Origin of the sequence: Marinobacter sp. es.042, assembly GCF_900188315.1 — a bacterium.
Classification (GTDB): Bacteria; Pseudomonadota; Gammaproteobacteria; order Pseudomonadales; family Oleiphilaceae; genus Marinobacter.
Genome location: NZ_LT897781.1, coordinates 1475918 through 1489486, shown reverse-complemented (window position 1 = coordinate 1489486; position 13569 = coordinate 1475918). Strand labels below are relative to the sequence as shown.

Annotated in this window: 12 protein-coding genes and 1 tRNA gene; all 13 read left to right on the top strand. The window is 57.0% G+C overall.

The features are described 5' to 3' along the window. The first annotated feature begins 39 nt into the window (after positions 1–39). The 13 genes from CFB02_RS07025 to secF all read left to right on the top strand — a co-directional run bounded on the left by CFB02_RS07025 (position 40) and on the right by secF (position 13503). Positions 40–792, top strand: a complete 753-nt coding sequence (locus tag CFB02_RS07025) for a flagellar basal body rod protein FlgF (protein WP_088557447.1) — start codon at positions 40–42, stop codon at positions 790–792. A gap of 82 nt (positions 793–874) precedes the next feature. Next, positions 875–1663: a flagellar basal-body rod protein FlgG gene (gene flgG, locus CFB02_RS07020; RefSeq protein ID WP_014576888.1), complete on the top strand. Its 789-nt coding sequence runs from the start codon at positions 875–877 to the stop codon at positions 1661–1663. 28 nt (positions 1664–1691) lie between these two features. Next, entirely contained in the window at positions 1692–2384 is a 693-nt protein-coding gene (gene flgH, locus CFB02_RS07015) for a flagellar basal body L-ring protein FlgH (RefSeq protein ID WP_413772094.1), read from the top strand. Next, a complete protein-coding gene (locus tag CFB02_RS07010; RefSeq protein ID WP_014576890.1) occupies positions 2381–3478 on the top strand; it encodes a flagellar basal body P-ring protein FlgI in 1098 nt (365 codons plus the stop codon). Before flgH ends, CFB02_RS07010 begins: the two co-directional genes overlap by 4 nt. A gap of 8 nt (positions 3479–3486) precedes the next feature. Next, positions 3487–4473 (top strand): flagellar assembly peptidoglycan hydrolase FlgJ, encoded by a 987-nt coding sequence (gene flgJ / locus CFB02_RS07005; RefSeq protein ID WP_088557445.1) that lies wholly within the window; start codon positions 3487–3489, stop codon positions 4471–4473. A gap of 5 nt (positions 4474–4478) precedes the next feature. Next, positions 4479–6509, top strand: a complete 2031-nt coding sequence (gene flgK / locus CFB02_RS07000; RefSeq protein ID WP_088557444.1) for a flagellar hook-associated protein FlgK — start codon at positions 4479–4481, stop codon at positions 6507–6509. 18 nt (positions 6510–6527) lie between these two features. Next, positions 6528–7751: a flagellar hook-associated protein FlgL gene (gene flgL / locus CFB02_RS06995; RefSeq protein ID WP_088557443.1), complete on the top strand. Its 1224-nt coding sequence runs from the start codon at positions 6528–6530 to the stop codon at positions 7749–7751. A gap of 82 nt (positions 7752–7833) precedes the next feature. Further along, positions 7834–7920, top strand: a tRNA-Leu gene (locus CFB02_RS06990). Positions 7921–7955: 35 nt separating this feature from the next. After that, positions 7956–9059 (top strand): tRNA preQ1(34) S-adenosylmethionine ribosyltransferase-isomerase QueA, encoded by a 1104-nt coding sequence (gene queA / locus CFB02_RS06985; RefSeq protein WP_088557442.1) that lies wholly within the window; start codon positions 7956–7958, stop codon positions 9057–9059. 14 nt (positions 9060–9073) lie between these two features. After that, complete coding sequence (gene tgt, locus CFB02_RS06980; protein ID WP_088559192.1) at positions 9074–10195, top strand: tRNA guanosine(34) transglycosylase Tgt; 1122 nt, start codon at positions 9074–9076, stop codon at positions 10193–10195. 29 nt (positions 10196–10224) lie between these two features. Continuing rightward, positions 10225–10587 carry a preprotein translocase subunit YajC gene (yajC, locus tag CFB02_RS06975; RefSeq protein WP_053115014.1) on the top strand — a complete coding sequence of 121 codons (363 nt, stop codon included), beginning with the start codon at positions 10225–10227 and terminating at the stop codon, positions 10585–10587. Positions 10588–10682: 95 nt separating this feature from the next. After that, entirely contained in the window at positions 10683–12557 is a 1875-nt protein-coding gene (secD, locus tag CFB02_RS06970; RefSeq protein WP_088557441.1) for a protein translocase subunit SecD, read from the top strand. Then, positions 12550–13503, top strand: coding sequence for a protein translocase subunit SecF (gene secF / locus CFB02_RS06965; protein WP_088557440.1), 954 nt, complete (start codon positions 12550–12552; stop codon positions 13501–13503). Before secD ends, secF begins: the two co-directional genes overlap by 8 nt. The last annotated feature ends 66 nt before the right edge of the window (positions 13504–13569 follow it).

Here is a 13569-nt window from a genome sequence, read left to right as displayed (position 1 = left end):
AAGACTGGAAACAGTCAAAATTCCGGCAGGAGTTTTCCCATGGACAAAGCCCTCTACATCGGTATGTCTGGTGCCAAGCAGAATATGCTGGCCCAGCAGGCCCATGCCAATAACCTGGCGAACGTCAGTACCACCGGCTTCAAGAAAGACTTCGCCCAGGCCCGCAGTATGCCTGTCTACGGGGAACACCACCCGACTCGTGCCTATGCCATGACAGAGAGGCCCGGCACGGACCTGTCCGCCGGGGCATTGATGGAAACCGGACGCAAACTGGATGTGGCTGTGGAAGGTGAGGGATGGCTTGCCATTCAGAACGATCAGGGCGAGGAAGTCTTCACCCGTAGTGGCAGTCTCCAGGTGGATGTCAACGGACTGTTGCGCCTTGCCAATGGCGAACTGGTGCTTGGCAATGGTGGGCCGGTCGCGCTGCCTCCTTTTGACAATGTCGAGATTGGCGCAGATGGCACTGTCTCAATTGTTCCTGTCGGTGGGCCACCGGACCAGCTGGTTGAAGTGGACCGGCTGAAGTTAGTCAGCCCGCCGCCGGAAGCCCTCGAGAAAGGTCTTGACGGGCACATGCGCCGAAAGCCGGATCAGGCTCTGGATGGGCCCGAGCCACCGGATGCAAACCAGCGGGTTGCCTCAGGATTCCTTGAAAGCTCCAACGTGAACGCGGTGGAAGAGATGATCTCCAACCTCCAGCTGTCCCGGCAATACGAGATGCAGGTGAAGGTAATGACCACCGCGAACGAGAATTCCGAAGCAACGGCACGGCTGTTGCAGAACCTTTAAGTAACGACTGAACACATTGGCCTGGCGGGCCTGAAGCGGCAAAGAATGGCCGCCTGACAGCCCCCGGCAAGGAGTAAGCAGCATGCATCCAGCACTATGGGTCAGCAAGACCGGGTTGAGCGCTCAGGACACCAACATGTCCACCATTTCCAACAACCTGGCGAACGTCAACACCACTGGCTTCAAGCGGGACAGAGCCGTGTTTCAGGATCTTCTGTACCAGATCAACCGGCAGCCCGGTGGTCTGACAACCCAGAACTCGGAACTACCTTCCGGCCTGCAGTTGGGCACCGGTGTGCGGGTTGTGGGCACGGCCAAGCAATTTTCCCAGGGCAACCTGCAGATTACAGAGCAGCCACTGGATATGGCCATCAATGGCCGTGGCTTCCTGCAGGTGCAGTTGCCTGATGGCCAGATCGCCTACACCCGCGACGGCCAATTCCAGCTCAACGCTGATGGCGATGTGGTGAACCCGGATGGCTACCCTCTGGAGCCCGCCATCAACGTGCCGGAGAACGCCACCAATATCACCATTGGTAAAGATGGCACCGTGACGGCGGTAACGGACGATCAGGCCGCACCGGTGAACCTGGGCCAGATTACGTTGGTGGATTTCATCAACCCCCAGGGCCTGCAGGCCATCGGCAACAACCTGTTCAAGGCGACTAACGCCAGTGGTGATCCTGCCGAAGGTGAACCCGGGCTGGCCGGACTCGGCAGTATCGAGCAGGGTTCCGTAGAGTCGTCCAACGTTGAGGTGGTGGAGGAGCTGGTGAATATGATTACCACCCAGCGTGCCTACGAGATGAACTCGAAAGTGGTTTCCACAACCGACCAGATGCTCCAGTTCATCACTCAGAACATCGGCTAATGCGGCCAGAGGTGAGGTCATGAAACTGATGACAACCCATCGGACAGTACGAAGCGCCAGCACTCTGGTGATTGTGATGCTTCTGATCCTGTTGCAGGGGTGCACGGCGATGAGTCGCCCGCGGGCAGTTCCGGATGACCCGGAGTTTGCGCCGGTTCGCCCCCAGGCCATGATGCAGCGTGATAGCGCTTCGGGGTCTATTTACCAGGCCTCCCGAAACTACAACTTCTACGGCGATACCGTGGCGTTGAACGTGGGTGATGTGCTGACCGTGAATCTGCAGGAATCCACCAGCGCCAGCAAGAATGCCGAGACCAGCATCACCAAGGACAATGAAGTCACGCTGCCTGAGCCCACCATCTTGGGTAAGAGCAATTTCGGGATCAATACCTCCCTGAATAACGAGCGTGATTTCGAGGGCAGCGCTGAAGCAGACCAAAGCAACAGTCTTGCCGGCAGTATCACCGTCACCGTGACCGAAGTGTTGCCAAATGGCGTTCTGAGGATTCGCGGTGAAAAATGGCTGTCGTTGACCAATGGTGATGAATACATCCGCCTGACGGGCCTGGTTCGCCCCCAGGATATCCAGCCTGATAACACGGTGGCATCCAACCGCATTGCGGATGCCCGATTCGCCTATGGAGGCACTGGTGATTTTGACCAGGCAAACCAGATGGGCTGGCTGGCTCGCTTTTTCAACAGTGAGTGGTGGCCGCTATGAGCTTGCGCCGTGTCATTGTCTGGGTTCTTGCCCTGGCTGTGGTTTCCGCCCCGGTACTGGCGGACCGCCTGAAGGATCTTTCCCGAATCAAGGGTGTCCGCAACAACCAGTTGGTGGGATATGGCCTGGTGGTTGGTCTTGATGGAACCGGTGACAAGGCACCGTTTACCAATCAGACCTTCAGGAACATGATGAATCAGTTTGGCGTGACGCTTCCTGAGGGCGTCAACCCGAATCTTGCCAATGTTGCGGCCGTTACGGTGAGTGCGACATTGCCGCCCTTCGCCAAAGCGGGGCAGGAAATCGACATCACTGTGTCGTCCATCGGCAACGCCGACAGTCTGCGCGGCGGAACCTTGCTGATGACGTCACTGAAAGGTGCTGATGGACAGGTCTATGCCATGGCTCAGGGCAGTCTGGTGGTGGGTGGCTTCGGTGCTCAGGGACAGGACGGGTCTCGAATCACCGTGAACGTTCCCAGCGTTGGGCGGATTCCCAATGGCGCCACTATTGAGCGGGAGGTGGCTTCGCCATTCAGTCAGGGCGACACCATCACCTTCCATCTGCTGCGCCCGGATTTCACAACGGCTCGCCGGGTGGTCGAGGCTGTTAATGATCGTCTCGGCCCGGATATGGCTTATGCCCACGACGCCACGTCGATTTCCGTCCGCGCACCGCGGGACCCTTCCCAGCGGGTCAGCTTTCTGTCGATTCTCGAAAATATCGAGGTTGATCCGGCTCAGGATGCCGCGAAAGTGGTCATCAACAGCCGTACCGGCACCATCGTGGTTGGCCAGAATGTTCAGGTCAGTGCAGCAGCCGTTACTCACGGCAATCTGACGGTGACCATTCAGGAAAACCCCAACGTGGAGCAGCCGAATCCCTTTGCCGGTGGAGACACCGCCATCGAGCAGGATTCCCAAATTGCCATTACCGAGGAGCCGGCACGGATGTTCAAGTTCGGCCCCGCCGTCACCCTGAACGAGATTGTTCAGGCCGTGAACCAGGTCGGTGCGGCGCCTGGTGATGTCATGGCGGTACTTGAAGCCTTGAAACAGGCCGGTGCACTGCGCGCCGAACTGATCGTTATCTAGGTGGCGTGATGCAGGACTACAAGGTTCAACAGGCCCAGGTTTACACCGACTTCAACGGTCTTAATGCGTTGAAGGCCCAGGCTCGCACTGATAAGGAGTCCGCTCTTCGAGAGGTGGCGCGCCAGTTCGAGAGCCTGTTCCTGTCTGAAATGCTGAAGTCCATGCGCAAGGCCGGTGATGTCTTCGCTGAGGGCAACTACCTGAAGAGCAATCAGTCCGAGCTGTACCGGGATATGTTCGACAGCCAGATGAGTCTGACCATGGCTGGGGGCAAGGGCAGTGGCCTTGCGGAGGCACTGGTTCGACAGTTGAGCAAACAGATCCCGGGCATGAACGATGAAGGTGGCAGGCTCGCTGGCCACAAGGCGAGTCTTGCGGATTACGACCGAAGCCTGCCCGCCCTCAATGCCGAGTTACCCGAGCGGGTGCAGGAGGTAACGTCTGTTGCACAGAAAGCGCCTTCAGCAGTGACGTCGACGCCGTCGGACTTGCCGCATCAATTTGAATCTCCGGAGCATTTCGTGGCAGAGCTGCTGCCGGTGGCCGAGCGGATTGCCCGGGACTCGGGGATAGACCCGAAACTGATGGTAGCCCAGGCTGCCCTGGAAACAGGCTGGGGCCGGCATATGATCCGTGGGGAGCAGGGCGAGCCCAGTTTTAACCTCTTCGGTATCAAGGCGGACAGCCGCTGGCAGGGTGATGCGGTCTCCATTACCACCACGGAATATCGGGAAGGGCTGCCCATGAAAGAGCAGGCGAACTTCCGGGCCTACAGGGATTACGAATCCAGCTTCCGGGATTATGTCTCTTTCCTGGAATCCAATCCCCGATACCGGGACGTCCTGTCGGTAGCAGACCAGCCTGAGGTTTTCGCAGAGAAGCTGCAGGAAGCCGGCTATGCAACCGACCCCAACTACGGCAACAAGATCCGCCAGATCATGAACCGTGACTCACTGATGACGCTGTCCATGGGCAGTGACGGGATGAAGGAGTAAAGCTTATGGCAGGGCTCATAGGTATCGGTCTGACCGGCATCCTCAGTCACCAGGCCGCGCTGAACACCACTGGCAACAATATAACCAACGCCAACACGCCGGGTTACAGCCGCCAGGAAGTGCTGTTTGAAACCCAGGAAGGCCAGCGCACTGGTGCCGGCACCATAGGCAGCGGCGTGAACGTGGCGGACATTCGCCGCCTGGCCAACGAATACCTGGTTCAACAGGTGCGGGAAGACAGCACCCTGTACGGAGAGCAGGAAGCCCTTAATTCGGAGCTGACCAGGCTCGATAACCTGCTCGGGGGTGAATCTACCGGCCTCAGCAATGCACTGAACAACTTTTTTGCAAGCCTTCAGAATGCCGCCGAAGATCCCACTTCCTTGCCGCAGCGCCAGTTGGTCCTGAGTGAGGCACAACAGGTTGTAAACCGTTTCCAGGCCCTGAACCAGGAATTCATCCAGCAGCGGGAATCCATCAAGACCCAGATGCAGCAGGGTGTGAAAGACGCGAATACGCTGCTGAAAAGCATTGCGGAACTGAACCTGGCGATTTCTGAATCACCCGGCATTGCCCAGGGGCAAATGCCCAATGAATTGTTGGATAAGCGCGATGAGAAACTGCGTCAGCTGTCGGAGCTCGTTAGCATAAAAGTCAGCCCGACAGACGGTAGCCAGGTTAACGTGTCTTTGTCGAACGGTTTGTCCCTGGTGGTTGGCAGTAACGCCTCGACCCTGGGCACCCGGGAAAATGCCGAAGATCCGACACGTCTGGAGTTCACACTGAGTAACGGTGGACGCCTTCTCAATATTGATGAACAGATTACCGGCGGCAAGCTGGGTGGTCTTTTGCGTTTCGATAACGAAGGTTTGAAACCGGCATTCGATGAACTTGGCAGGATTGCCATTGCCCTCTCCGACACCATGAACCACCAGCATGAAATCGGGATGGATCTAGAGGGCGAACTCGGTGGGCTGTTCTTCACCAATATTAATTCGCTAGAGGCGCAACGGAGCCGCGTGGTTCCCAACGGAAATAATGCGCCCTCGACCAACGGACAGTTGGCCGTCGAAATCACCGACAGCTCGCGGCTTCCCGCAGGGCGCTGGACCCTGCAGTTCAGTGGCGACGGACGGAGCTACGAGTTGATTGACCAGGACACGGGCAAGACCGTGAACCAGGGCCGTCTCCCGGACCCGGTCCAGTCTGAGATTTCCATGCCCGGTTTCAACATCCGGGTGGAGGGCGGCACGTTCAATGCCGGAGACAAATATCTGATTCAACCAAGCCGGAATGCGGCGGAGAGCATCGGGCTGGTGGTCAATCGGGAGGAGGATCTGGCTTTCGCAAGTCCGGTTCGCGCGACCACCGGCGATAACAATATCGGAACCGGCAAGATCGATCAGGGCACCATGCTCAACGTCAGGAACCCGTTTACCAACTCCCTGTTGCCCGCGTTCCAATCGACCGGGCAACTGGCGAACGGGCCAATTACCGTAACATTCGACGACCCGGGAACCGGCCTGGTGTTCACGGTTACGGACGGCGGTGGAAACCCGATAGGTCCGGCAAACCGGCCCTACACGCCGGGGGTTGCCAATGAGCTGTTCAGCGACAATCCGGCGGATGGTGCCGAGTACCAGGGTTTTCAGTTCAAAATAACGGGCCAGCCGGCTGACGGTGACACCTTTGAGATCAATTACAACTCCAACGGTGTGTCGGACAACAGGAATGCGGAGCTGCTGGCGGCGCTTGGTACGGCCAACACGCTGAATGGTGGCAGCCAGAACTTTTCCGAAGGCTATGCCGGGCTTGTTGAAGATATCGGTGTTAAAACACGCCAGAGCCAATTGGATGTGGATGCCGGCAAAACCCTTCTGGAGCAGTCGACCAATCAGCGGGAATCTGTATCCGGCGTTAACCTGGATGAGGAGGCCGGCCGCCTGATCCAGTATCAGGCCGCCTACAATGCCTCGGCCCAGGTAATGTCGGTAGCCCAGGATTTGTTCAATACCCTGTTGCAGAGTTTCCGGTAACGGTTGAGGTGATGTGACATGATCAGAATTTCATCACAGCAGATTTTTTCAGGCGGTATTAATCGGCTCCAGGAGCTAAATACCAGCCTGAATAACACCCAGCAACAGATCTCGACTGGCCAGAGGGTAAACAAACCTTCCGACGATCCGGTCGCTGCAGCGCGCATTCTGAAGCTGGATCAGGAGCTTTCGCGGGTTGAAACCTATCAGCGCAACGTCGACCTGGCGGACAACCGTCTGAAACAGGAGGAAAATGCTCTTTCAAGTTCGATCGACGTGATTCAGCGGATCCGGGAGCTGACGGTTCAGGCGGGCAATGGATCATTGTCGGCGAACGACCGGCGGTCGATTTCTTCGGAGCTGGAGGAGCGCCTGGGGCAGCTCGCCAATATTGCCAATACCCGTGATGCATCCGGCGAGTACATCTTTAGCGGATTCCAGGGCTCGGTAAAAGCCTTCGAGCAGGATCCCTCCGGGAGTTGGGTCTATCAGGGTGACGAGGGGCAGCGAGTCCTCGAGATTGATGATGGTGTTACTGTGCCCATCAGCGATAACGGTAAAGACATTTTCGTGAAAGTTCCTGCGGCAATCACCGGCGAACACAGCACAGTGAGCACGCCGGGCGCTTCTATTTCAGGCGTCAAACTGGTTAACGAGGCAGATCTGGCTGCCGCCTATCCCAACTCATTCCCGGACGACATCACGGTTGAGGTTGATGCCGGTGGCAATATTATCGCTACGGACAGCCAGGGTGATGTGTTGACGGTGGATCCAGCAACCTATCAAAGTGGTGAGCCCTTTGAAGTTGCCGGCGTTGAAGTGACTCTGACAGATGCAGTTCCCGGTGCGGGGGATGTGTTTACGCTGAAGATCAACGAAAAACAGTCGGTGTTCGGCACCATTGAGAACCTGATTTCCGGTTTGAACAACATCGACAAGAGCAGTCCGGGTGGGCAGGCCGAGTACGACGACCTGATTGCCAATTCCCTGATCAACCTCGATAACGCCCAGGAAAGCATTATCCTCAAGCAGACGGAGTTGGGAGGACGGATGAACGCGGTGGAATCGACCAAGTCATTCCTGGAGGATTCGTCGGTCTACAGCAATGAAATACGGTCCCAGCTGCAGGATGTGGACTACGCAGAGGCCATCAGCACCCTGAGTTTCCAGAGCTTTGTGTTGCAGGCGGCCCAGCAGTCGTTTGCCCAGGTTTCGCAGCTGTCGCTGTTCGATCGATTGTAAAACTCTGAGCCGGCGGGCATTTGTGTCCGCTGGCTTATTGCTTTCGCGATTTAGCTCAGTATAATCCCCAACACTCTCCGATGGCGGCGTGGTGAAATTGGTAGACACGACGGATTCAAAATCCGTTGGGGTAAAACCCGTGGCGGTTCGAGTCCGCCCGCCGCTACCATCTTCTTTTCTTCGGCGTCGTTAACAGTCCACTCCATGAATGTCTCCGATTTTCATTTTGACCTGCCCGACGAATTGATCGCCCGCTATCCACTCAAGGATCGCAGCGCGTCCAGGCTGCTTTGTCTCGACGGCCTCTCTGGCAAGCTTGACCACCGAATATTCAGTGAACTCCCTGACTTGCTTCAGCCCGGCGACTTGCTGGTGTTTAACAACACCCGGGTGATTCCTGCGCGCCTATTTGGCAAGAAGGAGACCGGTGGGCAGGTAGAAGTTCTGGTTGAGCGGGTAACCGGAGAACATGAAATCATCGCCCATGTCCGTGCTTCAAAAGCATTGAAACAGGGGCAGAAGGTTGTCCTCGAGGATGGTACCTCTTTGAGAATGGCGGGGCGGGACGAAGCGCTGTTTCATCTCGTCTGTGAGTCTGAGGAACCAGTGCTTGAGGTGCTCGAGCGGATTGGCCACATGCCGTTGCCGCCCTATGTGGACCGGCCGGACGAATCCACCGATCGGGAACGCTACCAGACCGTTTACGCCCGGGAAGCAGGTGCTGTTGCAGCCCCCACGGCGGGTCTGCATTTCGATGAGAGCTTGCTGGAGAAACTGGCCGCCTGCGGCATTGAAAGTGCCTTTGTGACCCTGCACGTCGGTGCCGGCACATTCCAGCCGGTAAGGGTCGATAAAATCGAGGATCACACCATGCACAGTGAGGTGGTGAACGTTCCCCAGGATGCTGTCGACGCCATCGAACGAACCCGTGCAAGGGGAGGGCGAGTGGTTGCCGTGGGTACCACGTCGGTTCGTTCTCTTGAGTCGGCCAGCCGTGGTGGTCGCCTGAAGGCGTTCACGGGTGAGACCGACATCTTCATTTACCCGGGTTACCGGTTCCAGACCGTGGATGCCCTGATCACCAACTTCCATTTGCCGGAATCCACCCTGATCATGCTGGTCAGCGCGTTTGCCGGCTATGACAACGTCATGTCGGCCTACCGGGAAGCGGTAAAGGAACGCTACCGCTTTTTCAGCTACGGTGACGCCATGTTTATCAGCGGTCAGGAACCCAGCCGGGGCATGTTGCTCGGGGCGACCGTGGAATCCAATGAAGCCGGTAACGATAATGCCGGGGAGGCTTTGTGACACAAACCTGTTTCATGTCGTTCGAAAAACTGGGCGAGGATGGGCGCGCCCGCCGTGGCCGGCTGACGTTTCCCCGCGGCACCGTTGAGACCCCCGCGTTCATGCCCGTCGGCACTTACGGTACGGTCAAGGGTATGCTGCCCCGCGATATCCATGAAATCGGTGCGGAAATCATTCTGGGGAACACCTTTCACCTGATGCTTCGGCCTGGTACTGAGGTGGTCAAGGCCCACGGCGACCTTCACGACTTCACACAATGGCATGGGCCTATCCTGACCGACTCCGGCGGTTTCCAGGTGTTCAGTCTGGGTGAGATGCGCAAGATCACCGAGGACGGCGTTACCTTCCGTTCTCCGGTCGATGGTTCGCCGGTGGAGCTTTCACCGGAGATCGCGATCCAGGTGCAACGGGATCTCGGGTCGGACATCGTTATGATATTTGACGAGTGTACGCCTTATCCGGCTACCGAACGTCAGGCAAAAGATTCCATGGAACTGTCGCTGCGATGGGCGCAACGAAGCAAAGATGCCCACGAGGGGAACCCTGCGGCGTTGTTCGGCATCGTTCAGGGCGGTATGTACGAAGGCCTGAGGGACCGCTCTCTGGAAGGGCTCACAGAGATCGGTTTCGATGGCTACGCCATTGGCGGTCTGTCGGTTGGCGAGCCCAAGGAAGACATGATCCGGATTCTCGACCACTTGCCGCCGAAAATGCCGGAAGACAAGCCTCGTTACCTGATGGGCGTGGGCCGGCCGGAAGATCTCGTCGAGGCGGTACGTCGCGGTGTCGACATGTTCGACTGTGTAATGCCGACCCGCAATGCCAGGAATGGCTATCTATTTACGTCAACCGGGATCGTAAAAATCCGCAATGCCCGGCACCGTCATGACACCGCGCCGCTGGACGAGCGCTGCGACTGTTATACCTGTAAGAATTTTTCGAGAAGTTATCTCCATCATCTGGATAAATGTGGAGAAATGCTTGGCTCACAACTGAATACCATCCACAACCTCCGGTTCTATCAGAACCTGATGGCTGGATTGCGTGGGGCCATTGAAGCAGGTACATTGTCGGACTTTGTAACCGACTTCTATGCTCTGCGCGGAGAGACCGTTCCGCCCCTGGGCAATGTTTGATCTATTCGCTAAACCAACGGAGATATTCAATGAAAGCTATTAAAATGCTCGTTGCCGGCCTTTTGGCTCTGATGCCTGCTCTTGCCATGGCGCAGGACCCGGCTGCTCAGGGAATGGGTGTTATGGGCCAGGTGATCTTTTTCGCCGGCTTCATCCTGATTTTCTACTTCCTGATCTGGCGTCCGCAGTCCAAGCGTGCGAAAGAGCACAAGGCTCTGATGTCCGGCCTGAATAAAGGTGATGAAGTTGTGACCTCTGGTGGTGTCGCCGGCAAAATTACCAAGGTGACTGACGATTTCATCGTTGTGGAAGTTGCTGACAACGTAGAGATCAAGGTCCAGAAGGTAGCCGTTGCTGCGGCGCTGCCGAAGGGCACGCTCAAGGACATCTGAGCGGGGGCCATTTAGCCGGCCATCCCTGGTGGCCGGTTTGAATCTTCCTGGCTGAAACACCAAGTCTGGCCGCTAGGCCGGCTACAAGGGATCCCATGCTGAACAAGTATCCGCTTTGGAAAAACCTGGTTATCCTGGTCGCGCTCGTGATCGGGTTTATCTACGCTTTGCCCAACCTCTTCCCCGACGACTACGCCATCCAGATTACCGGCGCCCGCAGTAGCACCGAGGTGAATGCCGGTGTGCTCGACAGGGCCGTTGGTGTGCTGGAAAGCCGGGGCATCGAGGTGAAAAGCAGTACTCTTCAGGATCGGGATGCTCTGATCCGTCTCACCAACTCTGAAGACCAATTGCAGGCCCGCCCCCTGGTGCAGGCTGCCCTTGGAAACGAATACCTGGTGGCACTGAATATGGCCGCCTCCACACCCGGTTGGCTGAAGAGCCTGGGTGCCGGCCCGATGAAGCTGGGTCTGGACCTCCGTGGCGGTGTCCACTTCCTGTTGGAAGTCGACATGGAAACTGCAGTCAGCCAGCGTTTGGATGCCATGTCTGGCCAGATCAAGCGGGAGCTGCGGGAAGAGCGGATCCGTTATCGTGGCGGAGATGTTGAGGACAACCGCGAGATCGTTCTCAGCTTTCGTGATGAAGCCTCCCGCACCGAAGCGTTCAACATGGTGCGTGATCAGTACAACGAATTCCTTCTTGATGAGCAGACCGAGGGCGATGAATTCCTTCTCGTCCTGACGCTCTCCGAGGCTGAAGTCACTGCGATTCAGGACTATGCTCTGGAGCAGAACCTCACAACGATCCGTAATCGGGTGAATGAGCTCGGTGTTGCTGAGCCCCTCGTTCAACAGCAGGGTGCTGACCGGATTATTGTTGAGTTGCCCGGCGTACAGGACACAGCACAGGCCAAACGCGTACTTGGTGCAACCGCGAACCTTGAGTTCCGCATGGAGGCCCGCCAGGACGCCCCCAGCAGCGAGACCGAGGAGTTTGGTTTCCGGGATCAGCCACAGCGCACCGCGCGCCTCGAGCAGGAGGTGATCGCTACCGGTAACAACGTGGCCAATGCCCAGCAGGCGTTTGACGAAAACGGCCAACCCCAGGTCAATATCACCATGGATTCCGTCGGTGGCGACCTGATGAACCGGGCCACCCGTAATGCCATTGGTCGCAGGATGGCCGTGCTGTTCATCGAGTACCGCACGGAGACCGAAACCAGAATGGTAGACGGCGAGCCTCAGGAAGTGGAGAACCGCATTGTGGAGAAAGGCATTATCAGCCTTGCCACAGTGCAATCCGCTCTGGGCAGCAGTTTCCGGATCACCGGGCTTGATTCCATTCCGGAAGCCGCAGAACTGGCGCTGCTCTTGCGCGCCGGTGCACTTGCCGCCCCGATGTACTTCGTTCAGGAGAGGACCATTGGTCCGAGCCTTGGCCAGAAAAATATAGACGCCGGCATGATGTCCGTTGCGCTTGGTTTCGGGCTGGTGCTGCTTTACATGCTTGTCTACTACCGCGGATTTGGCGTGGTAGCGAACATTGCGCTGACACTGAACCTGATGCTGCTCGTTGCGTGTATGTCGATCCTCTCGGCGACACTGACCCTGCCAGGCATCGCCGGTATTGTTCTGACCGTCGGTATGGCGGTGGATGCCAACGTGCTTATCTTTGAGAGGATAAAGGAAGAGCTGAAATCCGGCGTAGCGCCCCAGACGGCCATCAACTCCGGCTATTCCCGCGCCTTTGTATCCATCTTTGATGCAAACATCACCACATTGCTGGTTGCCGTGATTCTTTTCGCGATGGGTTCCGGCCCGGTGAAAGGGTTTGCGGTGACACTTTGCATCGGGATCCTGACGTCGATGTTCTCTGGCCTGATGGTCAGCCGAAGCATCGTTAACCTTGTTTACGGCGGCCGCAGGGTCGAGAAGCTGTCGATCGGAGGAAAGCTCGCCAATGTCTGAAGATCAAAAGCAACCGTTTGATTTCATGGGGTTACGGAAGATTGCTTCCATAATCTCCATCTCGCTGATCGTGGTATCCATTGCCCTGTTGGCTACCCGTGGCCTGAACCTGGGTATGGACTTCACCGGCGGTACCTCTGTTGAATTTGAATACGCAGAGGCTCCGCAACTTGATGAAATCCGCTCCAGGCTGACGGAGGCTGGGTACGAGCAGTTTTCTGTTCAGAACTTCGGGGCCGACACGACGGTGTTGGTGCGGATGGCCGAGGCTGATAATGATCAGTTGGCGCCGGAAGTAACCAGAACCCTCAAGGAAGGTGGCGCAGAGCTTGAGCTTGTCAGTTCCGAGTTTGTGGGTTCCCAGGTTGGTGCGGAGCTCAAGGAAGACAGTGGCCTTGGTTTGCTTATCGCCCTTGCCGTTGTCCTGATCTATGTGGGCATGCGATTCCAGTTCAAGTTCGGCATTGCCTCGGTGGTGCCTCTGGCGCACGATGTCATTATCGTTCTGGGTGTTTTCGCGTTGTTCCAGTGGACTTTCGACCTCACCGTTCTTGCAGCGTTGCTTGCGGTCATCGGCTACTCGCTGAACGACACCATTGTTGTTGCTGACCGGATTCGGGAAAACTTCCGCAAGATGCGCGTGGGTGAGTCCTGGGACATTATCAACGAGTCGATCCACCAGACGATCGCGCGTACCATCAACACCTCGGGTACGACTCTTGTGGTGCTGTTCGCACTCTACTTTCTGGGTGGTGAGGCGATTAACAACTTCGCCCTGGCTTTGATTATTGGTGTGGTTGTCGGTACCTACTCTTCCATATACGTGTCTGCGAATCTGCTGATGGTGATGGGTGTGTCTCGAGATGACCTGATCGTGCCGGCAAAAGAAGGCGCGGAAAATGCCGAAGAAGAAGAGCAGCCGCCGGAATGGCTGAACCGTATGTAATCGTAGTTGTTCCCCGATTTCCGGGCATAAAAAAACCGCCACATTATGTTGGCGGTTTTTTTGTGC